Source organism: Alcanivorax nanhaiticus, assembly GCF_000756665.1.
Classification (GTDB): Bacteria; Pseudomonadota; Gammaproteobacteria; order Pseudomonadales; family Alcanivoracaceae; genus Alcanivorax; species Alcanivorax nanhaiticus.
The window spans coordinates 33,632-60,088 of sequence record NZ_ARXV01000009.1; the positions used below are offsets into that span (position 1 = coordinate 33,632).

The window sequence follows — 26,457 nt, forward strand, 5'->3', positions numbered from 1 at the left end:
TAGGGAGCCGCATGCAGACTGTCAACCTGCCGAGAGCAACAAAAGTTTACCGACGATCATTTTTTGATCAATCTAGCCAGTGCCAGCTATGCGGCAGACGCACCCGCGCCCTGGTATGTGCAGACTGCTGCAGCCTGATTCAGCCCCTGCCCAGCAACCAGTGCCGCTGCGGGCTGCCCTTCAACGCCCCCTCAACCTCAGCGCATGAGGCTTCACACCCACCCCTCTGCGGGCGCTGCGTTCGCCACCCTCCAGCGTTTTCTGCCAGCTCCGCCCTTTATCCCTATGAATTCCCACTCGATATACTCATCCAGGGGTTTAAACACCACGGCAAGCTCGATAACGAACGTGCCCTGGAGCAGCTTATCGGGCATACGCCGCTTCCCTGGCCAGATAGCGACCTGATTTGCCCTCTCCCCGTACATTGGCAGCGTCGCTGGCGGCGCGGCTTTGATCAGAGTGAACGCCTGGCACACCTGTTAAGCCAGATCTGGCAGCGCCCCGTTCTGTCCGCACTGGTCCGCCAACGAGCCACCCCGCATCAGCAAGGGCTGACCCGTCGCCAACGTCAACGCAATCTGCGTAAAGCCTTCCGTTGTCAGGCCAACGTCCAGGGGCACCATCTGGTGCTGGTGGATGATGTGATGACCACCGGCAGCACAGCCCGCGAGGCCAGCAAGGTTTTGCTTGATGCTGGAGCCGCTTCGGTGCGGGTCTGGTGCCTGGCGCGAACCCTGTAGCATTCCCTCCGCTCTACAGCCTGTCTCCCGCCGCTCTGCCACAACGAGTCTTAGGGTGAAACCCCCAACGAGTCTAGGCATAATGTCCGCTTGAATGAGGAGGGATACCCATGAAAAAAATAATAATTATGACCGCTGCCCTGACGCTGCTGAGCAGCGCCGTCCAGGCCGAAGACCGCTACGACGGGGTAAGCATGATTCGCGGCACCGTTTTCTCAGTTGGCCGAGTCGACCCCACTGAAGATATCGACACAGGCTTCTTTGTGGATGCCAACTACTCCAGTGTGGCACTAAACGGCGGCATTTCGACCAAGAAATTCGGCGACTCCCCCCTTCGCCCGGATAGCCGGGATGATTTTTCGGAAGCGGATGGCGAACGGGTAAACAATGCCTATTTCGGCATCGGCTTCGGCCGGATTGTTCAAGTACAGTATGGCTACGGCAATCATGGCGATCTGGTACGCTTTCGCTCCGACTTCAACTTCCGTTCGGTGATGGATTTCCTTTCAGGTTCCAAAACTCCCAAGGATCGTATGACCCTGGGAGATCGCATTACCTTTACCATCGCCGCAGAGCAATACCAGGATAGCGATGAAGAAATTTTCGATAACGCAACCTGGGGTATTGGCCTGCTGTTCTGAGGTAGCGCGGCCCCACAAGGAAGACGATGGACATTCATATCGCTCAGGGGCATAACCCGCCGCATAACATCCATGGCATCACGGTGGTGATCGACGTCATTCGTGCCTTCACCACCAGTCACCACGCCTTCCGCAAAGGCCTGCGCTGCATCTGGCCGGTGGCCAGTGCCGAGCAGGCTTTCTCGCTACGTGACGAACATCTTCCCAATGCCCTGCTGGCCGGTGAAGTAGACGCGCTGCCCATCAAGGGTTTTGACTTCGGCAACTCGCCCTGGGAGATTGATCAGGCATCGCTTGAGGGGCGTGAAATGATCCTGCGCACCACCAACGGGGTCGCCGCCACCCTGCGCGCCCGCGACAGCCGGGAGGTCCTGGTTGCCGGGTTGGTGAACGCAGAAGCGACCGCCAATTATCTTCGCCAACAAAGCCCGCCCACCGTTGTTCTGGTTGCCTCCCACCCAACAGGGGACGAGGATGTGGCCTGTGCCGAATATATTCGCCACCTGCTCGGCGGAGAAGGCATCTCCTATGAAGCCGCCCGCGAGCGCACTCTCAATGCCCGTGCGGCGCAGAAGTTTTTCAACGGCAGTCATCCACGCCTGCGTCCGGACGACATCGAGGCCGCCGCCAGCAACGCCGGCCCCGATGCACTAGTCATGAAGGTCCGCTTCGATCCCTTCCCCTGCATCACAGCTCATTAAGTAGCCTCTGGATAACGCCTTAACACCACAAGCGCAGTGGCGTCAGACCTACCACGTCTGACGCTAAACTGGCTTTGCATTGATCCCGAACGTCAAACATTCCGTCCGTTATGATCAATGCGGCGACGACGGCCAAGTTGTTACTGTTGTTGCAACGCAAACAGACAGGACAACGCCATGATCCAGTGGTCAGAACAACAACAGATGATCCAGAAGATGGTGCGCGACTTCGTTGAGAAGGAAGTCGTGCCACAATTGGATGACATCGAATATAACGGCGTACCGCCGTACGACATCCTCCGCAAGCTGATCAAGACCTTTGGCATGGATGTAATGGCCCAGCAGAATTTTGAAAAACAGCTGGCCCGGGACAAAGCCAAGGCAGCCGGAGAATCCGCGAAAGAGAAAAAGAAGGAAGGCCCCTCTGCCATGGCCGGTGAAGAAGCTGCCATGCGCATGATTCCGATCATCGAAATCTGTCGCCACGCGCAAGGGCTGGTTACCGCCATGGGCGTCTCTATGGGTCTGGCCGGCGGAGCGATCATGAGCAAGGGCACCATTGCACAGAAAGAGCGCTGGGCGCTGCCATTGCTGACCCTGGAGAAGGTCGGTGCCTGGGCTATTTCCGAACCGAACGCCGGCTCTGATGCCTTTGGCCAGATGAAAACCCTGGCGCGCCGCGATGGGGAAGGTGGCTACATCATTAATGGCAGCAAGACCTGGATTACCAACGGGCCCTTCGCCGACACCATCATCCTGATCTGCAAACTGGACGAAGAAGGTGTTCCCGCCGAGCAGCGCAAAATTGTGTCGTTCATCCTGGACAGCGGCATGGAAGGCCTCGAACAGTCCAAGCCCTTCAAGAAGATGGGAATTGGCTCCTCCCCCACCGGCGAACTGTTCCTGTCTGATGTCAGGGCTGGCGCAGATCGACTGCTCGGTGGAAGCGAAGACAGTTACGGCCGCAGTGGCGCCAAGGGAACCTTCATGCAGGAGCGCGCCGGTGTCGCCGCCATGGCGCTGGGTATGGTAGAGCGCGCCATGGAACTGTCTGTGCAGTACGCCAATGACCGTAGCCAGTTTGGTCGGCCCATTGGCCAGAATCAGCTCATCCAGCTGAAGCTGGCCAAGATGGAAGTGGCCCGCAGCAACCTGCAAAACATGGTATTCCGCTATATCGAGATGACCGCCGAAGGCAAGCAGATGACCTTGGCCGAAGCCTCCGCCATGAAACTCTATGCAGCCCAATCAGCCATGGAAGTCGCTACCGAAGCCGTGCAGATCCACGGGGGCTATGGCTATATGCGTGAATCACGTGTCGAGCAGCTGATGCGTGATGCCAAAATTCTGCAGATTTATGCCGGGACTGATGAAATGCAAATTATTGCTATTGCTAAAGATCTTCTCAGCAGGGCCTGATCTCACATGACCTTCGCCATTGGCCAACGCGCTTTGCGCGTTGGTCAATGAAGCCTTAACCACAAACCTTTGTAGCGACTAGACTCACGCCTTATTCGTAGTAAGGGCCATTAAAATGGTCCGGGTGGATGAGATGTTAGTACGCTATAGGGCTGATCGTGCCGCTGTTGCCCTAGTGTTGGCGGTGTTTTTCATTCAAGTCACACTGTTTTTTCTGAGCGAAGGCTGGACTACCTGGTTAGCCATGCTCGCACTATTACCCGTACAGGTGTCCTGTGGGGCAATCTGTCACAATCATCATCATGTGAATACATTCCGAAAACGCCCACTGAATCGGGTATTCGAATGTATTCTTTACCTTCAAACAGGCACCAGTCCCTTTAGCTGGACGCTGCACCACAATATCGGGCACCACAAGCTGTACCTGGACCCGACCCAGGACCCATCGCCCTGGCAGCAGGCAGACGGGAGTCTCATGCCACGTTGGCGATATGTACTGATCAACACCCTGATGATTTACCCGGAGATTCACCGTATTGGGCAACAGCATCCCATGTTGTATCGCCGCTTTCTAAAAATGATAGTGATCGCCAACTTACCCCTTGTTGCTGCATTTGCCTTTGATCCCAGGAATGCCCTGATCATTTTTCTGATCCCGATGGTGGCGATGCTCTTCATGCTGTTGGACAACACCTACGGGCAACACGCTGGCACAGGCTTTGAAGATCACTTCCACGCCTCACGGAATGTTGAGCTAAAGCGCTACAACCTCCCCTCCTGGAATCTGGGCTACCACACGGCACATCACATGCTGCCCGGTCTGCACTGGAGCAAACTCCCCGCACTACATACACAGATCAGGCACCGGATACCGGACGAACTGATCGCCAATCATATCTTCCTGCAGTGGGAACCCGCCCGACAGCAGCAGGAGGCCTCATGAGCTTGCGCCTGTTCGTGACGCTACTGGTGATGGCGCCTCTTGCCATTGCCCGCGCGGGTGATTGCTACTACTACTGGAGCCATCAATGCGTTGAAGTTCTGGATGCCAGCAAACGGCAATTGCGCCAAACCGTCCTGATGTCACCTTCGATCAACTACTTCAACAGTGGAGCGCAAAGTTGTGACACTGCTGCCAACAGCCGACAGGAACCGGTCGCGGCCAAGCTACTGGAAGCCTTCAACAGCACTGCGGAAAAGGTCCGGGCCTGCAACGCGCCACTGAGCCAGGTTTCCTTGCGCGTTTTTGAAAACCCACAGAAAGCGACTTGGCATTACAACCGCGCCACCCGAACCACCGATAACAAAAGCGTGCTGACGGTGGACAATTTGCCATTCCTCTAAGTCTTCTCGGCCAGCCGCCGGGGCTGGCCGCAATACGCATCGATTATGCTATGATCAGCAGGCACCTGCAGCGGCTGGGGTTTCCAGCTGCGCCACCGCCAATTTCGGCGCTCGGCGATTACAGTGCTTTGCAGCTTTCCTATTCGGGGCGAATAATGAAAACAACCAAAACAGCCGCGCTTCTCTTCATGACGTTTACCCTGTCAATTCTGGCAGGATGCCAAGGGTTACAAGGGGAACGGGACGGGGATTATTACTTTTCCCCTGCCGGAGCCTACATTCTCGATCTGAGTATCAATACCTTCAGGGGCGAAGTGGTGCTGGATGAACGCTGTGACCGCAATGGCGGCTCCACCACCTTCTGGGATGGCAGCGGGCGCCTGTTCCGGGCCGACTACCTGAACGTCCAGAATCACCCGATGATCGAGGCGCCGCGCTTTGCCTCTGATCTGACTCTGCTTAACCTGACGCTCAACAGCTACCTGCGCGAAGTGGTGGCCAAGGCCCCGATGATCACCAGTGCAGAAGCCTCCTACCGGGAGTTTCTCGAAGATTCCGATCCCAAGGCTCTGTTCGCCATTATTGGTATCAACATTGACGCTGCCCAGGTGAAAGACATCGAAGCGGAGAGTGGCACCTACTACTATGGCTTCCTGCTCTTCAAGCGCGGTGACCTGATCTACGTCCTGCAACACCGCCAGCCGGTGCTGATGCCGGAGAAAATGAAAGCGGTACTGCTGAATCTGGCGGAGGGTATGGAAATCCCGGGCCGGGTACGTGACGACACGGATCTGGAAAAATTACGCCGCATTCTCAAGAAGATGGCCCCTGGAGGCACCGACGGAGATCCGGTTCGCCTTTGCGAACCTGCGACCCCCTAAATTGCCAATCCCTCATGGATCACTGACAATGGAAGAGCGCTTCCATTGTCAGTATGAGACAGGACATCGCCATGACGACGTTAAATAACCAGCCTTGTGAGGCCTGCAGAGCTGACGCTCCCGAAGTCAGCGAGCAGGAAAAGGAATCGCTGTTTCCACAGATTCCCCAGTGGATTCAAGTGGAAGAAGACGGCGTGGAGAAGCTGCAGCGGCATTTCAGCTTCCGCAACTTTGAACAGGCGCTGGCTTTCACCAACCAGATCGGTCAGCTGGCAGAACGCGAAGGCCATCACCCAGCCATCCTCACGGAATATGGCAAAGTGACTGTGACCTGGTGGACGCACAAGATTAACGGCCTGCACCGTAACGACTTCATCTGCGCCGCCAAGACTGACGCTCTTCTCGATCAGTAGCCCTTCCTCCGACTGACCGTTTACGCCAACGCAGTGAACAAAACGGCTTCACTGCAGCCCTCTGGCCTTTGTTAGCATCCCCGGTAACCTGAGGAGAAACTGACATGGCCCTTACCGAAGAACAGAAAAATTTCATCAAATCTGCCAGCGACAAGACCTTCCCGTTCGTGGAACGCTGTGAGGTGCAGACCCTGGATGTGGACCGTGGTTACTGCAAGATGCTGATGCCGTTCAAACCCAACATCAACCATGTGGGCATCATGTACGCTGGCGCGCTGTATACCATCGCCGAACTGCCTGGGGGCACCATCTATCTGACCTCCTTCGACACCAAGAAGTACTATCCCATCGTCAAGGACATGTCGATCCGCTTCCGTCGCCCGGCCACCACTGACGTGACTGTGGAAGTCACCCTGAGCGAAGAGGAAATCGCTCGCATCGAAAGCACCACCGAAGAAGTGGGCAAATGTGATTTCGAGTGGGATGTGGAATTGAAAGACGCCAACGGCGAGGTGGTTGCCATCTCCCATAACGTCTATCAGATGCGCAAGATCGGGGCGTAAAGGCCGTTACAGGCTGAGATGCGCGCAAGTGCCCGGCACTGTAACAGAACCGATGTAACCGCCAGTACAAAAAAGGCCGCACCCGACTCCGGGCGCGGCCTTTTTCATCTCAGTAGACGATAGCCATTTATCGCGTACTGAATTCGTGTACTGCCTCGATAAAGACCCGCGCATGTTCCGGATCCACTTGCGGTGTGATGCCGTGACCCAGATTGAACACATGCCCCGGATGATCCCCGAAATCATCCAGGATCCGCTTCACTTCAGCACGAATCGCCTCCGGTGAAGCATAGAGTACCGCCGGATCCATGTTGCCCTGCAGTGCCACCTTGTGGCCAACCCGGCGACGGGCTTCACCAATGTTGATGGTCCAGTCCAGACCCAGCGCATCACAACCGGTGTCTGCCATGGACTCCAGCCACAGGCCGCCGTTCTTGGTAAACAGGATCACCGGCACCTTGCGACCATCATGATCACGAATCAGGCCATCGACGATCTGCTTCATGTATTTCAGAGAGAACTGCTGGTACGCCTCAGCAGACAGCGCCCCGCCCCAGGTATCAAAGATCTGCACGGCCTGGGCGCCGGCACGGATCTGGGCATTCAGATACGCAGTGACCGACTGGGCCAGCTTGTCGAGCATGGCATGGGCCAGCTCCGGCTGGCTGTAGACCATGCCTTTGAGGTGACGGAAATCCTTGCTGGAGCCGCCTTCCACCATATAGGTAGCCAGAGTCCAGGGACTGCCGGAGAAACCGATCAGGGGAACACGACCATTCAAAGCGCCGCGGATGGTGCTCACCGCTTTCATCACATAGCCCAGATCGGATTCCGCATCCGGGATCGGCAGAGCCGCTACGTCCGCTTCGGTGCGCACCACTTTCTTGAATTTCGGCCCTTCACCCGTCTCGAAGTACAGCCCCAGCCCCATGGCATCCGGGATGGTGAGGATATCGGAGAACAGGATAGCGGCATCCAGCGGGTAGCGCTCCAGAGGCTGCAGGGTCACCTCACAGGCCAGATCAGCGTTCTTGCACAGATCCATGAACGAGCCGGCATGTTCGCGGCTGGCGCGATATTCCGGCAGGTAACGGCCCGCCTGTCGCATCATCCAGATCGGCGTGCGTTCAACAGACTCCCGGTTAAGGGCGCGGAGAAACAGATCGTTCTGGAGAGGGGCGAAAGTCATTGTGGGTCCTATGGTCTGACGTCGGACGTCTGACGCTCGACGCCCTGAAACAAATTACAGAATTCAGCACTTTACCTCATTCCGGGCTCTGTGCGCATAACAAAAAGGCCCGCGAAGCGGGCCTTTTGCATCCGACGTCAGACTTCCGACGTCCGACAGGTTTTAAACGTCCAGGTAATCCAGAATGCCCTTGGCGGCTTCACGGCCTTCCCAGATGGCGGTTACCACCAGGTCGGAGCCACGCACCATGTCGCCACCGGCAAAGATCTTCTCGTTGCTGGTCTGGAACGGGAATTCCTGCTTCTCGGCAGCGGTCACGCGGCCGGAATCGTCGGTATTCACGTTCTTGTCAGCAAACCACTCTGCCGGACTCGGACGGAAACCAAAGGCGATGATCACCGCATCCGCCGGCAGAATTTCTTCACTGCCCGGGATCGGCTCGGGACGACGGCGGCCATTGTTGTCCGGCTCGCCCAGCTTGGTTTCCACTACCTTGACGCCAACTACCTTGCCATCTTCACCCACTACTTCGATGGGCTGACGGTTGAAGAGGAACTTCACACCCTCTTCCTTGGCATTGGCCACTTCCTTGCGGGAGCCTGGCATGTTTTCTTCGTCGCGGCGGTAGGCACAGGACACGGTCTCTGCACCCTGACGGATGGAAGTCCGGTTACAGTCCATGGCGGTATCACCACCGCCAAGTACAACTACGCGCTTGCCAGCCATGTCGATGAAATCCGCCGCATCTTTCTCGAAACCGAGATTACGATTAGCGTTGGAAATCAGGAATGGCAGAGCTTCAAACACACCATCCAGATCTTCACCGGGGAAGCCGCCTTTCATGTAGGTGTAGGTACCCATGCCCATGAAGACCGCGTCGTAGTCAGCCAGCAATTCGTCGATAGTGACGTCCTTGCCCACTTCCACGCCCAAGCGGAATTCCACGCCCATGCCTTCAAACACTTCACGGCGCTTGGCCATGACCGGTTTTTCCAGCTTGAACTCGGGGATACCAAAGGTAAGCAGACCACCGATTTCTTCGTAGCGATCGAACACTACCGGCTTAACGCCGTTGCGCACCAGCACGTCGGCACAGCCGATACCTGCCGGACCCGCACCGATCACGGCAACCTTCTTGTCAGTCCACACCACCTTGGACATGTCCGGACGCCAGCCCATGGCCAGCGCAGTGTCGGTGATGTATTTCTCGGTAGCACCAATGGTCACCGCACCAAAACCGTCGTTCAGGGTACAGGCCCCTTCACACAGACGGTCCTGCGGGCACACACGGCCACAGACTTCAGGCAGGGAGTTGGTCTGGTGACTCAGCTCCACCGCTTCCATCAGGTTCCCTTCGCTGATCAGCTTCAGCCAGTTGGGAATGTAGTTGTGAACCGGGCACTTCCATTCACAGTACGGGTTGCCGCAGTGCAGACAACGGTGTGCCTGATGCTCCACTTCCCGGGTTTCGAACGGGTAGTAGATTTCCTCGTACTTGTGCTTGCGGTCTTCAATGTCCTTTTTCTTCGGATCGTGCCGAGGCACGTCGAGAAACTGGAAATTGTTGTTCAAACGTTCTGCCATGTTATCCCAACCTCCGTTATGCCGGATTGGCGCGCGTGGAGTTCAGCAGGCTGTCCAGGCTCGCGGCCTTGGGCTTCACCAGCCAGAACTTGCGGCTCATGGCATCAAAGTTATCCAGAATGTACTGGCCCCACTCGCTGCCGGTCTCTTCAACGTATTCGCTGATCACGCCGCGCAGATGGCTGCGGTGAGACTCGGTGGCTTCCGAGCTGATGCGATGCAATTCGATCAGCTCCGGGTTGATGCGGTCGAAGAAGTCGTTGTCTTCGTCCAGTACAAAGGCGAAGCCACCGGTCATGCCGGCTCCGAAGTTATGTCCGGTACGACCCAGTACGGTGATGCAACCACCGGTCATGTATTCACAGCAGTGATCGCCAGCGCCCTCTACCACGGAGTGGGCACCGGAGTTACGCACCCCGAAACGCTCACCGGCAGTACCCGCAGCGAACAGCTTGCCGCCGGTGGCACCGTACAGACAGGTGTTACCAATAATGGCCGTTTCCTGGCTCTTGAAGGGGCTGCCCTGGGGCGGACGAATCACCAGCTTGCCGCCGGCCATACCTTTACCCACGTAATCGTTGGCATCACCTTCAATGTACATGTGCAGACCACCGGCGTTGAATACACCGAAGCTCTGGCCAGCGGTACCGGTAAAGCGAACCTTGATCGGCGCGCTTTCCATGTCCAGGTTGCCGTATTGCTTGGCGATCTCGCCAGAGACACGAGCACCTACGGAGCGATCACAGTTGGTGATCTCGTAGTGGAAGGAACCACCGGACTTGTTGTCGATGGCCACCTTCATGTCCTCAACCATCTTCTGGCTGAGCAGCGCCTTGTCGAACGGCTCGTTGCGGCTCACCTGACAGAACGTCGGCTTGTACGCCGGCACCAGGTCGTTGCGCAGGATCGGGGTCAGATCCAGCTTACCCTGACGCGCAGTCTCACCTTCCAGCACTTTCAGCAGGTCGGTACGGCCGATCAGCTCGGGAATGCTCTTCACACCCAGCACCGCCAGCAGCTCGCGCACTTCCTGAGCCACAAAGGTGAAGTAGTTGATCAGCAGTTCCGGTGCACCGATGTAGTGTTCTTTACGCAAATCATCACGCTGGGTGGCCACGCCGGTAGCGCAGTTGTTCAGGTGACAGATACGCAGGTACTTACAGCCCAGCACGATCATCGGCACGGTACCGAAACCAAAGGACTCGGCACCCAGAATGGCCGCCTTGATCACGTCCAGACCGGTCTTCAAACCACCATCGGTCTGCAGACGGATCTTGTCACGCAGGTCGTTGCCACGCAGGGCCTGATGGGCTTCCGCCAGACCCAGCTCCCACGGGGAGCCGGCATAACGGATGGAGGTCAGCGGGCTCGCCGCGGTACCGCCGTCATAACCGGAAATGGTGATCAGATCGGCATAGGCCTTGGCCACACCGGACGCAACCGTACCCACACCCGGCTCGGACACCAGCTTCACGGATACCTGGGCATCCGGGTTGACCTGCTTGAGGTCGAAGATCAGCTGGGCCAGATCCTCAATGGAGTAGATGTCATGGTGCGGCGGCGGTGAAATCAGGGTCACGCCGGGCACAGAATGACGCAGACGGGCGATCAGGGTATTCACCTTGCCGCCTGGCAGCTGGCCACCTTCACCAGGCTTGGCGCCCTGGGCCACCTTGATCTGCAGCACTTCAGCGTTGACCAGGTAATGCGGGGTCACGCCGAAACGGCCAGAGGCAATCTGCTTGATCTTGGATACGCGCTCGGTGCCATAACGGGCCGGATCTTCACCACCCTCACCGGAGTTGGAGCGGCCGCCAATACGGTTCATGGCGGTGGCGATAGCTTCGTGGGCTTCCGGGCTCAAGGCACCGAGAGACATGCCCGCGGAGTCAAAGCGCAGCAGGATGTCCTGCAGCGGCTCCACTTCATCAACGCTGATCGCATCCACGTCATCACGCAGGGCGAACAAGTCACGCAGGGTGGCTACCGGGCGCTTGTTGACCAGTTCGGCATACTCACGGTACGCGTCGTAGTCATTGTCCTGGGTGGCACGATGCAGGGCATGGATCACGTCCGGGTTAAAGGCGTGATATTCCTTGCCGTGGATAAACTTGAGGATACCGCCCGCGTCGATGGGCTTGCGCTGCTTCCAGGCATCCTTGGCCAGGCTCACCTGATCCGCCTGGAAATCCTCGAAGCCGGCACCCTGGATACGGCTGGCCACGCCACGGAAGCACAGGTCAACCACATCGCTGTCGACCCCTACGGCCTCAAACAGCTGCGCACCACGGTAGGAGGTAATGGTGGAGATCCCCATCTTGGAGAGAATCTTCATCAAGCCCTTGTTGATGCCCTTGCGGAAGTTCTTCTGCAGCTCGACAGCATCGCCCAACAGTTCGCCAGAGCGCACCATGTCGGCAATCACGTCGTAGGCCAGATACGGATACACCGCAGTGGCACCAAAACCGAACAGCACCGCGAAGTGATGGGAATCACGGGCAGTGGCGGTTTCCACAATGATGTTGGCATCGGAGCGCAGACCTTTTTCGGTCAGCGAGTGATGCACGGCACCGGTGGCCATCAACGCAGGAACGGTGAGCGTATCCTGGCTGATACCGTGGTCGCTCAGCACCAGCACCACCTTGCCATCACGGACCGCCTGTTCGGCAGCAGCACAAACGTCCAGCACCGCCTGCTTGAGGCCGATCTTCGGATCGTAGTGCAGGCTCAGCTTGGCCACGTCGTAGCCAGGGCGCTCGATGTTCAGCAGGTTGGTGAACTTGGAATGCGACAGCACCGGCGTGGAGAGGATGGCACGATCGGCGTGATCGGCAGTTTCCTCGAACACGTTACGCTCGGCACCGACACAGGTTTCCAGGCTCATCACGATCGCTTCGCGCAGCGGATCGATGGGCGGGTTGGTCACCTGGGCAAACTGCTGACGGAAGTAATCAGACAGCTGACGCTCACGACGGGACAGCACCGCCATGGGAGTATCATCACCCATGGAGCCGGTGGCTTCCTGACCGGATTCGGCCAGCGGGCGTAGCACCTGATCACGCTCTTCGAAGCTGATCTGGAAGAATTTCTGGTAGCTGAGCAGGTCCTGCGGATCCACTTCGTCGGTACGACCCACTTCGTGATCGTAATCCGCTTCAATGCGCAGGGCATTGCTCTTCAGCCAGTCACGGTAGGGGTGACGCACTTTGAGACGGTTATCGATGTCCTTGGTGTGCAGCACTTCACCGGTTTCGGTATCGACGGCCAGAATCTGCCCCGGTCCGACACGGCCCTTGGCCACCACGTCTTCCGGCTTGTAGCCGTAAACACCGATTTCAGAGGCCAGGGTGATGAAACCATTCTTGGTGACAACCCAACGCGCCGGACGCAGGCCGTTACGGTCGAGCATACATACCGCGTAGCGGCCGTCAGTCAGCACCAGACCGGCCGGGCCATCCCACGGCTCCATGTGCATGGAGTTATATTCGTAGAAGGCGCGCAGGTCCGCGTCCATGGTGTCCACGTTCTGCCAGGCCGGCGGAATCATCATGCGCACGGCACGGAACAGGTCCATACCACCGGACAGCAGAATTTCCAGCATGTTGTCCATGCTAGAAGAATCGGAACCGGTACGGTTAACCAGCGGGCTCAGTTCTTCCAGGCCCGGCAGCAAATCGTTCTGGAACTTGTTCTCACGAGCCAGCGCCCAGTTACGGTTGCCCTGCACGGTGTTGATCTCACCGTTGTGGGCCAGGTAACGGAACGGCTGGGCCAGCGGCCACTGCGGCAGGGTGTTGGTAGAGAAGCGCTGATGGAATACCACGATGGCGGTTTCCATGGCCTCATCACCCAGATCCGGGAAGAAGGTCGGCAGGTCCACCGGCATCATCAACCCTTTATAGGAGATCACCGAAGCAGACAGAGAGCACACGTAGAAATAGCCGTCACTCTCGATGGCCTTCTCCGCGTGGCGACGGGCAAAGAACAGTCGACGGTTCAGTTCCAACTCAGTGTTGCCATCAGCGGCCACCAGCACCTGCCAGAAACCGGGCAGGGAGGCACGCGCCAGTTCACCAAGACAGGCGTCATCGGTGGGCACTTCACGCCAGCCCAGCACCTGCACATCCTGCGCTTCCAGAGCGGCATTGATGGCAGCTTTCTGCTTGTCGGCTTCAGCGCTGTCAGGGTGAGTGAACACCATGCCCACGCCGTAGTTCTCGGGCAGACTGATGGACTGTTCTTGCGCAACCTTGCGGAAGAAAGAGTCGGGTTTCTTGAGCAACAGACCGCAGCCATCACCGGTTTTTCCGTCGGCATTAATGCCGCCCCGGTGGGTCATACATGTCAGTGCTTCGATGGCGGTTTGCAAAAGCTCGTGGCTGGCGTTGCCCTCCATATGGGCAATCAGACCAAAACCACAGTTGTCCCGGAATTCTCCGGGCTCAGTGAGCCCCCGCACCAGCGTTGAGTTCTGCTGCATCAAAACCTTTTCCTCTTGAATTTCAGAGACTTACAGAAGGCAAATGGCGTCAGGCCAGTGGTGACGGCAAAAAAGGGATATGCATTCTACACATTGCGGGGTTGGGCGACAAATTGTACAGGCGCCTAACCCGCTTTTTTTGTTATCCAGACGAGATAAAACTTCTAGAGTTCGCTGCGAATGTCGCCCATCTTGCGGGGAAAAGGCCCGGCTTCACGCAACTTCGCAGGCAGCGAGGCTTTGGCATCCAGCGCCGCCTGGCGACTGGAATAATCCCCGGAAAGCACCAACCAGACGGTCTTGCCGTTACGCTCCGCCTCGTAGTATGCCCCTTTTCGCTGAACATCATCGAGCACACGGCGCGCACCTTCCTGTTGACTGGTGGCGGTAATTTGCAAAAACCAACGGTCATCATTCAGCGATGCCAACCAACCCGCGTGCTGATAACCCTTATCATCCACCAAGGGCTCCTCTGCCACAGCGGCTTTCTCCTGGGGCGGAGCCTCAACCGGCTCAACGTCAGGCGCTTTTTCTTCAAGAACCATGACAGGGTCTTTCGGCGGAGGATCAGACTGCATTACAGGATCTGCCACGGGCTCCAGGATGACACCTCCCTCTTGTCGAGCCGGGGCCTCTCTGGACTCCAAATCTTCCAGCCGCGCCACCGGCTCCATGGTAGGCTCCATGGGCTGAACGGAATCCTCCTGCACCGGGGCGGATTCGGCATCGCTCATCTCTGCGGCAGGCACAGGCAAGTCAAGCGCCCGCGTGGTTAGCTCGGAGTCAGAATCCGGCTCCGAGGACAAACCAACCCACAACAACACCACCACGATCAACAAACCTGCCACAGCAGAAATATGTCGCCACGGCGGCGCAGCACGATCCTCTACCTCGGAATCCTGATCCTCATAGCCCACATCAACAGCTTGGTCGACATCAAACTCCGACTCATCTTCTGGATCGAGCGCACCAAATCGCACCTCGTGGTCATCGGCATCAGTCGCCACCACCTCACCTCCCGAAGTGAGGCTCTTGAGCAGAGCGGACAGATTGCCATCACTCAGTTCACGCTGAGCTTCAGCCTCCTTATCATCCAGCTCCATCCCTAGCACAAACCAGGCAAAGTCCTGCACATCTTCCGCCATCAACACCGGCAGATTCAGCACATCATCAACGGCAAAATCTGCGGCCTTGATGCGCTCAATGACTCCCGGCAGCCCACCAAAGAAGTATCCCAGGCGTCCCGCCAATTTCTGTTTCAGGGAAGCCATGGTGGCAAGTGATTCAGGTGATAACTGTTCCGCATTATCCACCACCACCACAATACGCCCATCGGCGAGAGTGCTACGCAGGGTTTCAGGCAGCTCCGCACGTTCAATATTGAAATGACGCAACAACGCATCGATGACCACATTGGCATCATGCTCATCGCCACCATCAATGCGCACCACCTCCAGATCATCCAGCAGCGCCATTACCGCCTGACCGAGCAGCGTGGAAACACCACTCCCCTCATCGCCCTCAACCACGACCACAGAGCCGAGGCCGGCGTGCGCCGTCAGCGCATCAAGATAATCACCACGCGATGCGCCACTGAAGAAACGATCATCATCAAACTCCACAGAATGCCTCCAGCGTGCTTTCCAATGCGGCCTTGTCGTAATCCGCAGTCACCACAGCCTCGCCCAGCGCCTTGAGTAGCACCAGTCGAAGCTGACCGTTGTGCACCTTCTTGTCCATTGCCATAAGATCGAGAAACTGCTCGGGCGTCATTCCTGCGGGAACGACAACAGGCAATTCCCAGGTCGCCAGCAATGCAGTCAGGTCCGCCTCCAGACCAGCCTCAACCCAGCCCAGCTCGGAAGACATTCGCACCGCCATGATCATACCCACCGCAACCGCTTCGCCATGCAACATGGAGGTATAACCGGTAGCGGTCTCAATAGCATGACCAAAGGTGTGGCCAAGATTCAGAAGGGCACGATTTCCCTGCTCGGTCTCATCATCAGCCACCACTTGCGCCTTGTTTTCACAGCTGCGATAGATTGCTTCCGCAATCGCGTCTGATTCTCTGGACAGCAACTTCTCGTTGTTAGTTTCCAGCCAGCGATAAAAAGGCAGATCCCGGATCAAGCCGTATTTGACCACTTCGGCATAGCCTGCAGCCAACTCCCGGGCAGGCAAGGTCTCCAACACAAGAGTATCGATCAACACCAGACGGGGCTGATAGAAGGCACCAATCATGTTCTTGCCACGGGGATGATTGACCGCCGTCTTGCCCCCCACGGAAGAATCCACTTGCGCCAACAAGGTGGTGGGCACCTGAATGAAATCCACCCCACGCTGATAGCAGGCAGCAGCAAACCCGACCATATCCCCAACCACACCGCCGCCCAGAGCAATCAGCGTAGTGGTGCGCGAGTGGCGCTTGCTCATCAGCGCATCAAAAATGGTTTCCAGCGTATCGAGCGTCTTGAATTTTTCCCCATCGGGAAGAATGAGGGTGTCGCACTGCACATCGGCAAATTGTTTTGCCAGCTTGTCCAGATAGAGGGGCGCAATGGTTTCATTGGTGATGATCATCACCTGGTTGCCGCGGATCTGCTCCGCCAGCGGGAAGGTGTCGAGCAACCCTTCACCGATGTGAATGGGGTAACTGCGCTCGGCAAGAGCCACCTGAAGTGTGCGCATCATCTCTCCGCAATTCAATGTTTGACCTGTGCCGGGCGCATCCCGAACACTGGTTTGCGGACATTATCCTTGTCGGTGGGACCCCAAACAAGCCAGCACGTCATCAGCCACTTTCTTGAGGTTACCTGAAGCCGTGGACACCACATGGTGGGCCACTTCGCGGTAAAGCGGATCGCGCTCGGCAAACAGCGCTTCCAACTTCGCCTGCGGATCCGCAGTCTGCAGCAGAGGACGATTGCGGTCATTACGGGTACGGGCCAGCTGAACCTCCACCGGCGTCCACAGATACACCACACAACCACGATCATGCAGCAACCGGCGATTCTCTGGCGTCACCACCACGCCACCCCCGGTAGCCAGCACAATGCCACTCAGCGCGGAAAGCTCTTCGATCACTTCGTGCTCGCGACGACGAAAACCGGCCTCCCCTTCCATATCGAATATCCAGGGAATATCAGCACCGGTCTTTTCTTCAATGACTTTGTCAGAGTCGTAGAAAGGGTAATCCAGAATCTGGGAGAGATGTCGGCCCAGGGTGCTTTTACCTGCACCCATGGGGCCGACCAATATCAAGGAAGGGTTACTTGTTTCTATCACCGACTCGCCAACGCATCTCTCATCAAGCGCGGCGTAATGAAAATCAGTAGCTCCTGCTTACTGTCACGCTTGACGGTTTTCTTGAACAGGTTCCCGATCCACGGCAGATCACCCAGGAAGGGCGTTTTGATAACCGAGTTGATCTTTTCCTGCTGGAAGATACCACCAAGGACCACTGTCTCGCCATCATTTACTAACACGGAAGTTTCCACCCGGTTGGTATCGATCGCAGCGGAACCGTCAGAGCTGAAGGAATCGTTGTTCACTTTCAGCGTCATAATGATATTGCCATCCGGGGTGATATGTGGAGTCACCTCAAGGCGCAGTTCGGCCTCGACAAAATCGATGGAGGTCGCGCCTGAAGAAGTAGCCACCTCAAACGGAACCTGCTGACCTGAAGCGATGACCGCAGGCTGCTGATCTGCCGTCAACACTTTCGGCGTTGCTACCAGCTCACCATGACCCTCCGCCTCAAGCGCAGACAATTCCAGTTCGATCAACCCAGACGTCAAATCAGTAAAGCCCACCGCGAAACGGCTGGCACTTGCAGAATCCACTCCCAGATCTACTAGAAGATCATCGGTATTATCATCCTCAGGAATAATAAATTCCTGCTCAATCCCATCAATCGGATCATTTTCAGTTTCGATATTGGTTCCATGCAGATCCCTCAACGATTGGATACGCCCAGAATAAACCATGGACTTTCTTTCACGAATAATCTCATTATTATCATATCCAATGCCGCCCCAACGAACCCCGAATTCATCGCTCAGGTCGTTCGTCGCGATGACCACTCGAGCCTCGATAAGTACCTGCTGAACTGGAATATCCAGCTGCTCAATCAGGTCACGGATATCCTGCAGCTTCGCTGTCGTATCCTGAACAATCAGGGTATTGGTACGCTGATCCACCACTACAGAACCCCGTGCGGACACCAGCGCCTCTCCTTTCCCACCAGCATTACTGATCAACTCCTTGAGCTCGCTGGCATTGGCATAATTAATATTGATGTACTGGGTTCGCAGCGGGGCCAGAGCCTCAATTTTCTTTTGGCTCTCCAGCTCAAGCTGCTCACGGGCAGCAATTTCATCGGCGGGAGCAACCAGCAAGACATTACCCACCCGGCGCTTGTCCAGCCCTTTTGTTTTGAGGATCAATTCCAGAGCCTGATCCCAGGGAACATTCTGCAGCCGCAAGGTAATGCGACCGTCGACGGTATCCGACGCTACCAAGTTTAATCCGGTGAAGTCTGCAATCAGCTGAAGTACAGAACGCACTTCGATATCCTGGAAATTCAGCGACAGCTTTTCTCCAGTATATTCAAATGCATCCTTTTTCTTGCGCTCAGCTTCCGCACGGGTCACAGGTTTCACATTAATACTGAACTGATTATCAGCCTGATAAGCCAGATACTCCCAAACACCGCTAGGCTCAATCTCGATGATTGTGCTTCCATCAGACACCTTGACATCAACCATCTTTACCGGAGTTGCAAAGTCAGTCACATCAAGCTTGCGGATCAGCTCATCCGGCACGCCCGCTCCCACAAAACGGGCAACAATACGGCCGCCCTCTTCCTGAACATCGACAGGAATCGAAGCCCTGGAGAGATTGACAATCACTCGCCCCTCCCCATCATCTCCGCGGCGGAAATCTACGCCTTCTACCGCAGACTCACTAGAGGAGGCGCCTGAATTGGCCGCAGTGCCGGCATCGGCTTTCTCCCCGCCCAGCATAACGATCAGCGAATCCCCATCCACAGACGTGGTATAGCCCGTCAGTGAATCCAGATTGAAAATCAGACGAGTACGGTCCTTGGCCTCTACGATAGTGACGCTCCGGGCATTACCCGTACCAAGATTCTGCCGCTTCCCAGTCACACTGCTATCCGCACCCAACAAATCCAGCGCAATACGTGCCGGCTGTTCAATGCTATATCCCTTGGCTTCTGGAACACCTCCATCGAATGTCAGGCGCACTTCCATTGAATCACCAGACAAGGCATTCGCCTCAATGGATTTAAGGGTAGCCGCGAAAGACAGGGAGCTCATACCCCCCAAGAGTCCTGCGAGCACCACCCCTGCCAGACGCCGGGATGCGTTCATTTTTCTGTTCATCTTTATAATTTTCATAACTGGATCCCCAGCGACTGTTATTCGGTGATTGAAACGTTACTGGCGCGCTCTACCCAGCCGTCACGACCATCCGGAACGATTTCAACAAGACTGACTTTGGCTTCGGACACCTCTTTGACCCGGCCGAAGTTTTTCCCCATATAACTGCCCGGGCGTACCCGAGTTACCGCGCCAGACGGATCAGAGACCAAAGCCTGCAGCGGCTCCCCTGGGCGGGAAATAGTACCAACCATTCTCAAGGCATCCAGCGAGAAACGTTCCAAGTACTCCTTCGGCCGCCCCATATCTGGCTCTACTTTTCGACCATCAGGCACAGCGATCAACTGCTGATCCACTGGGGGACTGAACGGCGAGCGCAGTTGATGTGCGGCATATGCATAAGATGCGACCGGCTTGAATTCCGGCGGCGGCTCAATTCGTCCACGAGGGCGAGCCTTGATCTCCTCCAGGCGAGCATCGAGCTGAGCCAGATTTGCCCCGGAACTACAGCCGCCCAGCAGAAACAGCGGCAGAAGCATGACGGGTAGCAACAATATATTTTTCATCATACCTCCTATTTCTTGGCCGATGTGGATTTAGCACCAAGAGCCGAATCCTTGCTGGAGTAGCGGTACGTTTTTGCCGTGATATCCAAGTAAAGCAACCCAAGCTCCGCAAGAGAACCATCCCCTTGACCTGGCCTGGTCACGGTAAAATCATGGAGTGTAACAATACGAGGCAACGCCGCGACTCCCGACACAAACGACCCAAAGCTGTGAAAGTCACCGATCACTCGGACCTGGATAGGAAGCTCCACATAGAACTCCTTCGCCACCTCATCCCGGAGCTCAATTTTTTCAAACTCGAGGCCGCTACCCAGACCGGTATGGGTAATATCCTCAAGCAATCCCGGCACCTCGGTATCCTTTGGCAACTGCTTGAGCAGTGCACCAAATGTCTGCTCCATCTCTGCCAGCTGCTTACGAAATTGATCCAAGTTGTGAGCCTCGAATGCTTTTTTCTCGAAAGATTGCAGTTGGGTCTGCTCATCCCGCTGCTGTCGCTCTAGCGAAACATACAAATCTTGAATGGAAAGGAAATAACCAAGCCCAAGCACCAGCACCAGCACCAGGACAGCGGCGAACACCTTGATCGGGCCGGGCCAGCTGCCGACATTTTCGAAATCCAGGCTGTTCAACTGATCGACCAGCTCCCCCAGATCCATATTTTTCAACTCAGAGGCGTTCATCTTTTTTCTCCTCTTTGTCGTTCGCTGATGCCTGCTTTACCGTCAACTGAAACTGACTCGTTCCGCCGCTATCCTCTACCGCAGTCACATTCTGCAGATTCGCATCACGGAACCATTCGGACTCATCAAGATTGCGCATCAAACGCGAAATACGATTATTGCTTTCAGCAACCCCCTCAATCGTAAACAACTCATCTTTGCGGCTAATTTCGTTGTAATACACCCCATCCGGCAACGTCTTAACTAGTTGGTCGAATACATAAACAATGGAAGGCCTGTTACCCTGGAGACTCTGAATCACCTCCATACGCGCAACCAACTCATCACGACGAGCCTTGATCTCCTTGATCTCCTTGATTTTTTCATCAAGCTCGGCCGACTTGGCCTGAATATGACTATTTCGTGCCTGCTGGTCGGTGATTTGCTGATTCACGCTGCCCTGCCATAGCCAGAACAGCAAACCACCCACCACGGCAGCCACTACCAGCATGACGATAAATTCCTGTTGTTGCTGTTTGCGGCGCTCTTCACGCCACGGCAACAGGTTAATTGTTGTTGTCATTGCTCAAAGCTCCTCAGCGCCAGGCCGCAGGCAATCATTAATGCCGGGGCATCATTGGCAATGGCGGAGGCACTTACCTTGCTTGCCAACGCCATATCACTGAACGGATTGGCCACAGAACAGCTGGCCCCCACCTTCTCCTGAACCAGATCATCCAGGCCCGAAATAGATGCTGAACCGCCCGCCAACAGGATGTAATCCACCTCATTAAACTGGGTAGACCCGAAGAAAAACTGGAGGGAACGGTTCACTTGCTGAACTACCGCATCCTTGAAAGGCTGCAGCACTTCACTTTCATAGTCGTCAGGCAACTCGCCGGTCTTCTTGGCCAGACCAGCCTCCTCCATGGAAATGCCATAGCGACGCTGAATTTCCTCGGTCAACTGTTTACCCCCAAACAGCTGCTCACGGGTATAGACACTGCGTCCCTGATGAAACACATTGAGCGTTGTCATGGTGGCACCAATATCGAAGATCGCCACAGTTTCCAGCTCATCCGCGTTCGGCAGATTCGGCAGCACTAACTGAAAGGCCCGCTCCATGGCATATGCTTCCACATCCACCACCTTGGTTTGCAGACCGCCAATTTCAGCAGCATCGGTACGCATCTCTACGTTTTCAGTGCGGGAAGCAGCGACGAGCACCTCCACTCGCTCATCATTACCTTCAACTGGCCCCACCACCTGGAAGTCCATACGCACTTCGTCCATGGGGTAGGGAATATACTGGTCAGCCTCCGCCTTAAGCTGAGCCTCGAGATCATCCTCGCTCAGTGCGGCGTCCTGCTCGATCAGCTTGGTAATCACCGCCGAACCGGAAACCGCCACGGCTGCAGACTTGACCCCCGGGCGGGCACGGCTGACCAGACGCGCAATGGCGTCGCCAACCCCTTCCACATCGGCAATGTTTTTCTCGACAACCGCATTGGCCGGCAGGGGCTCAACCCCATAGCTCTCGACCTTGTAACGGCCACCGGATTTGGACAGTTCCAGCAGCTTGACTGCGGTAGAACTGATGTCGATCCCCAGTAGTGTCTGGGCCTTTTTTCTGAGGAAAGGCAGCACTGTCGTCGTCCCGTCTGGTTATTATTGAAGTGTTTTTTCTTGCTAAAGATACACTTACAGGTTTTTTATGTCGAATTACTTTAGGTGTAAGTAATAGCAGAACAGATATTAGATCACAACAACCTTTCCACCATATAATGATCCACTTCACGGGCCGGCTAGGCCTTTCTACCGATCCCAGCCAGTAGTTGCCGAAAACATGCGTTTACCCACCTGGACTCGAATCCTCCTTCTCCTCACCACCGCTGGCGCAGGAGGCGGGCTGCTTGTACTTGCGGCCACCTACCTTTATCTGGCACCCCAATTACCCCCTGCCAGCCAGATTCGCGAGGTCGAATACCAGATCCCGTTACGCATTTACAGTCGGGATATGAAGCTTATTTCAGAATATGGCGAAAAACGCCGCCAGCCAGTTTCCTATGAGCAACTCCCTGAACAGCTGGTACAGGCAGTACTTGCCGCCGAAGACGAACGCTTCTTTAGCCACAACGGTGTGGACCTGAAAGGCTTGCTGCGGGCGGCCGTTGAACTGGCACGTTATCGAGAAATCCGTTCCGGCGGCTCCACCATCACCATGCAGGTGGCTCGTAACTTCTTCCTAGACCGGGAACAGCGTTTTCTACGCAAATTCAACGAAATTGTGCTCGCCATCCAGATCGAAAGAGTACTCAGCAAACAGGAGATCCTGGAGCTATACCTGAACAAGATCTACCTTGGACACCGCTCCTATGGCGCTGAAGCCGCTGCGCAAGTGTACTACGGCAAATCCATCAGCGACCTCAGCGTGGCACAACTGGCCATGATTGCCGGCCTCCCCAAGGCCCCTTCAGCCTACAACCCAATCACCAACCCGGAGCGGGCACTGGTTCGTCGAAACTGGATTCTTTTCCGCATGGAAGAAACCGGCGCACTCTCACACGAGGAACGCCTTGCCGCCCAGAAAGACCCTGTCACCGCGCGCTTTCATGCCGCACGCCCCGAGGTGGACGGCGCCTACTTTGCAGAAATGGTGCGCCTGCAGGCCATGGAACTGGTCAGCGAAGATCTCTATACCGCGGGTATCAGAATCATTACCACTCTGGACAGCGACCGACAGACCGCCGCAGTGAATGCGTTACGGGAGGGCCTGCACAGCTACGATGAACGGCATGGCTATCGAGGCCCCTTGGCAGAGCGCGACATCAGCGAACTCCCGTCCCTCCCAGAAATCAGCAGCGCCGAGACGGAAGCCGCACCTGAGACGGACGCACCTGCCCCCCAGGATGAAGAAGTCGTCGAGAAAACCATTACCGGCCAGGATCCGGACATTGCCGCCTGGGCCTCCCTGATCCAGGATCAAACCCGGATCGGCCCACTGAACCCGGCAATTGTCACCGCCATTACCGATAAAAGCGCAGATGTTCTATTCCGCGACGGAAAACGTGCACAACTGGCATGGGACGATATCCGCTGGGCACGCAAACACATCAATGACAAATATGTGGGCGAAGAGCCCTCCAAGACCAGCCAGGTCCTGACACCAGGCCATGTCATCTATGTACGCCCAGCAGGCAGCGGCGAGACGCGTCGCTGGCGACTGGCTCAGCTTCCCCGAGCGCAATCTGCACTGGTCTCTCTCAATCCGGATAACGGCGCCATTGAGGCCATGCAGGGGGGCTACAGCTTCTCCGTCTCCAACTTCAATCGAGCCGTTCAAAGCAAGCGACAAGCCGGATCCGTCTTTAAACCCTTTGTCTATACTTCTGCTCTGGAAAACGGCTTCACCCCAGCCTCCATCATTAACGATGCACCGGTGGTGTTTGACGATGAGAAGCTGGAAACCGCCTGGCGGCCCACCGGGGCCAGCGGCAAGTTTTACGGCCCCACCCGCATGCGCGAAGCGCTATATCGCTCTCTGAATCTGGTGTCTATTCGCATCCTGCGCCAGATTGGCATCAGCCAGGCCATGGGCACTCTGGACCGCTTCGGCCTGCCCACTGACACTTTCCAGCGAGATCTGTCCCTGGCACTGGGCAGCGCCAGCGTCACTCCCATGGAGATCGCCACCGCCTATAGCATTTTTGCCAACGGGGGTTACCGGGTATCACCCTGGGGCATCCTTAGCATTGAGAAGGAAAATGGCGACGTACTCTGGAAAGCCCCTGAAACCGTGCTATGCGAGAAACAGGATTGCCAGCAGGCGGAGGCCAGCCCCATCCCCGAACCGCCCTCCCTTGATGAGGCCCTGGGTAGCGAAGACGACTTTGACACCGCGGATACAGACAACGATCACATCGTGATTCAGCCCGGCCCCGTGATGGCACCCCGGGTTCTGGACGCCCGCATTGCATGGCTGATGAACTCCATGCTCCAGGACGTGGTACGCCGCGGCACAGGGCACCTTGCCAACTCACTGGGACGCCGCGATCTGGCCGGCAAGACCGGCACCACCAATGATCAGGTAGACGCCTGGTTCTCTGGCTACTCCCCTGAACTGGTAGCAACCGTCTGGGTCGGGTTTGACAACCCCTCCACGCTGGGCTGGGGCGAATATGGCGGCAAGGCCGCACTCCCTATCTGGATGAGTTACATGGGGCCGGCCCTGAAGGGCGTACCGGATCGACAGATGGAGCAACCCAGTGGCATCACCACCGTCCGCATCAACCCGGAAAGCGGGCTGCTGGCTCGTCCACAGAACCCGGACAGTATCACTGAGTACTTTATCGAAAATCAGCTCCCCGACCTGGAGCCCCCGCTGGGTCTGGCCGGCGGCAACAGCGCCCCGGAGCAGATATTCTAACGCTGGCTCCCTGACGCCCGATGCCGAACGTAAAGGCATAAAAAAACCGCCCCACAGGGCGGTTTTTTTCGTCAGGCGCCTGAACTCAAGCTTCCGGCACCATCACAACTCAGGGAAAATCTCATCCAGTGAGTTGAGCGGATAGTGCGATGGGTACCCCTTGCGGGCCACACCACAGTCCACAGCAGCCTTCGCCACCGCCGCCGACACCTTGCCGAGCAGGCGCGGGTCGTTGGGCTTGGGAATGATGTAATCCGGACCGAAGGTCAACGGCTCGCCACCGTAGGCGTCCAGCACCTCTTGCGGCGGCGCGGTACGCACCAGCTCAGCAATCGCATGCACCGCAGCGATCTTCATTTCCTCGGTAATGGAGGTTGAACGCACATCCAGCGCCCCACGGAACATGTACGGGAAGCACAGCACATTGTTCACCTGGTTAGGGAAGTCGGAACGGCCTGTCGCCACAATCGCGTCTGCACGAGCAGCCTTGGCAACCTCCGGACGAATTTCCGGATCCGGGTTAGCCAAGGCAAAGATAATGGGCTTGTCTGCCATCTTCTTGACCATTTCCGGCGTCAGCGTGTCTGGCCCGGAAACCCCGATAAACACATCGGCACCGTCGATAGCATCATCGAGGGTACGCTTGGGTGTGTCGTTAGCCAGCGCAGCCTTGTACTGGTTCAGGTCATCGCGACGACTGTGAATGACCCCCTTGCGATCCAACACCAGGATGTTTTCCTTACGGGCACCCATCTCGATCAAAAGACGTACGGACGCCACACCGGCGGCACCGGCACCGACACACACCACCTTGATGTCTTCGATGCGCTTTTTCTGGATCTCGAGTGCATTGATCAGGCCCGCGCCCACGACAATGGCAGTACCGTGCTGGTCATCATGGAAAACTGGCACATCGCACAGCTCCTTGAGGATCCGCTCGATCTCAAAGCATTCCGGTGCACGGATATCTTCCAGGTTGATACCACCAAAGGTACGGTGAATTCGTACCACCGTATCGATGAATGCCTGGGAATCCTCTGCGTCCACCTCGATATCAAACACATCGATACCGGCAAACAACTTGAACAGAATGCCTTTGCCTTCCATCACCGGCTTGGACGCCAGGGCCCCCAGATTACCCAACCCGAGAATCGCCGTGCCATCACTGATGACCGCCACCAGATTGCCCTTGGAGGTAAACCGGTATGCCAGCTCCGGCTCCCGCGCAATCTCGCGCACCGGCTCTGCCACACCCGGGCTGTAGGCCAGACTCAAGTCACGGCTGGTCGCCGCCGGCTTGGTCACCTCAACACTGATTTTCCCGGGACGCGGCTTGGCGTGATATTCCAGAGCCGCTGTTTTCAAATCCTCGGACATGGTGGTCTCCGCTGGTCCCTAAGAGGGATATACACTGTGTACGCAAGGTCAGAATGCAAAAAGCAC

At 56.5% G+C, this 26,457-nt stretch carries 22 protein-coding genes; 10 read left to right on the plus strand and 12 right to left on the minus strand.

All coding sequences use genetic code 11. The annotated features are described in order from the left end of the window. Nucleotides 1-11: 11 nt before the first annotated feature. The 9 genes from Y5S_RS19500 (at nt 12) to Y5S_RS11975 (ending at nt 6,702) form a co-directional block, all read left to right on the plus strand. Nucleotides 12-740, plus strand: a complete 729-nt coding sequence (locus Y5S_RS19500; protein ID WP_081939753.1) for a ComF family protein — start codon at nt 12-14, stop codon at nt 738-740. Nucleotides 741-850: 110 nt separating this feature from the next. Continuing rightward, nucleotides 851-1,381 carry a hypothetical protein gene (locus Y5S_RS11940; RefSeq protein ID WP_035233276.1) on the plus strand — a complete coding sequence of 177 codons (531 nt, stop codon included), beginning with the start codon at nt 851-853 and terminating at the stop codon, nt 1,379-1,381. 26 nt (nt 1,382-1,407) lie between these two features. Continuing rightward, nucleotides 1,408-2,082, plus strand: coding sequence for a 2-phosphosulfolactate phosphatase (locus Y5S_RS11945; protein ID WP_035233277.1), 675 nt, complete (start codon nt 1,408-1,410; stop codon nt 2,080-2,082). 177 nt (nt 2,083-2,259) lie between these two features. Continuing rightward, nucleotides 2,260-3,501, plus strand: a complete 1,242-nt coding sequence (locus Y5S_RS11950) for an acyl-CoA dehydrogenase family protein (protein ID WP_035233278.1) — start codon at nt 2,260-2,262, stop codon at nt 3,499-3,501. Nucleotides 3,502-3,634: 133 nt separating this feature from the next. Continuing rightward, nucleotides 3,635-4,444 (plus strand): fatty acid desaturase family protein, encoded by an 810-nt coding sequence (locus Y5S_RS11955; RefSeq protein ID WP_035233366.1) that lies wholly within the window; start codon nt 3,635-3,637, stop codon nt 4,442-4,444. Beyond that, entirely contained in the window at nt 4,441-4,845 is a 405-nt protein-coding gene (locus Y5S_RS11960) for a hypothetical protein (protein WP_035233279.1), read from the plus strand. Before Y5S_RS11955 ends, Y5S_RS11960 begins: the two co-directional genes overlap by 4 nt. Nucleotides 4,846-5,000: 155 nt before the next feature. Continuing rightward, nucleotides 5,001-5,726, plus strand: coding sequence for a hypothetical protein (locus tag Y5S_RS11965; protein WP_035233280.1), 726 nt, complete (start codon nt 5,001-5,003; stop codon nt 5,724-5,726). 71 nt (nt 5,727-5,797) lie between these two features. Then, nucleotides 5,798-6,139 (plus strand): 4a-hydroxytetrahydrobiopterin dehydratase, encoded by a 342-nt coding sequence (locus Y5S_RS11970; protein ID WP_035233281.1) that lies wholly within the window; start codon nt 5,798-5,800, stop codon nt 6,137-6,139. 104 nt (nt 6,140-6,243) lie between these two features. Beyond that, complete coding sequence (locus Y5S_RS11975) at nt 6,244-6,702, plus strand: PaaI family thioesterase (RefSeq protein ID WP_035233282.1); 459 nt, start codon at nt 6,244-6,246, stop codon at nt 6,700-6,702. A 127-nt stretch (nt 6,703-6,829) separates the two neighbouring features. Here the strand turns inward: Y5S_RS11975 and hemE are convergent, their stop codons facing one another. The 11 genes from hemE to Y5S_RS12030 form a co-directional block, all read right to left on the minus strand. Next, complete coding sequence (hemE, locus tag Y5S_RS11980; protein ID WP_035233283.1) at nt 6,830-7,891, minus strand: uroporphyrinogen decarboxylase; 1,062 nt, start codon at nt 7,889-7,891, stop codon at nt 6,830-6,832. Nucleotides 7,892-8,053: 162 nt separating this feature from the next. Beyond that, entirely contained in the window at nt 8,054-9,475 is a 1,422-nt protein-coding gene (locus Y5S_RS11985) for an FAD-dependent oxidoreductase (protein WP_035233284.1), read from the minus strand. A 16-nt stretch (nt 9,476-9,491) separates the two neighbouring features. Then, complete coding sequence (gltB, locus tag Y5S_RS11990; protein WP_035233285.1) at nt 9,492-13,955, minus strand: glutamate synthase large subunit; 4,464 nt, start codon at nt 13,953-13,955, stop codon at nt 9,492-9,494. Between the two features lie 164 nt (nt 13,956-14,119). Next, complete coding sequence (locus Y5S_RS11995) at nt 14,120-15,577, minus strand: SPOR domain-containing protein (protein WP_035233286.1); 1,458 nt, start codon at nt 15,575-15,577, stop codon at nt 14,120-14,122. Beyond that, nucleotides 15,567-16,646: a 3-dehydroquinate synthase gene (gene aroB / locus Y5S_RS12000; protein WP_035233287.1), complete on the minus strand. Its 1,080-nt coding sequence runs from the start codon at nt 16,644-16,646 to the stop codon at nt 15,567-15,569. The genes Y5S_RS11995 and aroB overlap by 11 nt, the downstream gene beginning before the upstream one ends. A 63-nt stretch (nt 16,647-16,709) precedes the next feature. Further along, entirely contained in the window at nt 16,710-17,243 is a 534-nt protein-coding gene (gene aroK, locus Y5S_RS12005; RefSeq protein ID WP_035233288.1) for a shikimate kinase AroK, read from the minus strand. Continuing rightward, complete coding sequence (pilQ, locus tag Y5S_RS12010; RefSeq protein WP_231552680.1) at nt 17,240-19,351, minus strand: type IV pilus secretin PilQ family protein; 2,112 nt, start codon at nt 19,349-19,351, stop codon at nt 17,240-17,242. Before pilQ ends, aroK begins: the two co-directional genes overlap by 4 nt. 47 nt (nt 19,352-19,398) lie before the next feature. After that, nucleotides 19,399-19,926, minus strand: a complete 528-nt coding sequence (locus Y5S_RS12015) for a pilus assembly protein PilP (protein ID WP_035233290.1) — start codon at nt 19,924-19,926, stop codon at nt 19,399-19,401. A gap of 8 nt (nt 19,927-19,934) precedes the next feature. Further along, the gene (locus Y5S_RS12020; RefSeq protein ID WP_156107753.1) at nt 19,935-20,609 is read right to left on the minus strand and encodes a type IV pilus inner membrane component PilO; all 675 of its coding nucleotides are present in this window, start codon (nt 20,607-20,609) and stop codon (nt 19,935-19,937) included. Next, nucleotides 20,596-21,171: a PilN domain-containing protein gene (locus Y5S_RS12025; protein WP_035233291.1), complete on the minus strand. Its 576-nt coding sequence runs from the start codon at nt 21,169-21,171 to the stop codon at nt 20,596-20,598. The genes Y5S_RS12020 and Y5S_RS12025 overlap by 14 nt, the downstream gene beginning before the upstream one ends. Continuing rightward, a complete protein-coding gene (locus tag Y5S_RS12030) occupies nt 21,168-22,235 on the minus strand; it encodes a pilus assembly protein PilM (RefSeq protein WP_035233292.1) in 1,068 nt (355 codons plus the stop codon). Before Y5S_RS12030 ends, Y5S_RS12025 begins: the two co-directional genes overlap by 4 nt. Nucleotides 22,236-22,434: 199 nt before the next feature. Between Y5S_RS12030 and Y5S_RS12035 the strand changes: the two genes are divergently transcribed. Further along, nucleotides 22,435-25,014, plus strand: coding sequence for a penicillin-binding protein 1A (locus Y5S_RS12035; protein WP_035233293.1), 2,580 nt, complete (start codon nt 22,435-22,437; stop codon nt 25,012-25,014). A 102-nt stretch (nt 25,015-25,116) separates the two neighbouring features. On the opposite strand, the gene Y5S_RS12040 is transcribed toward Y5S_RS12035, so the two are convergent. Then, a complete protein-coding gene (locus Y5S_RS12040) occupies nt 25,117-26,391 on the minus strand; it encodes a malic enzyme-like NAD(P)-binding protein (RefSeq protein ID WP_035233294.1) in 1,275 nt (424 codons plus the stop codon). Between the last annotated feature and the right edge of the window lie 66 nt (nt 26,392-26,457).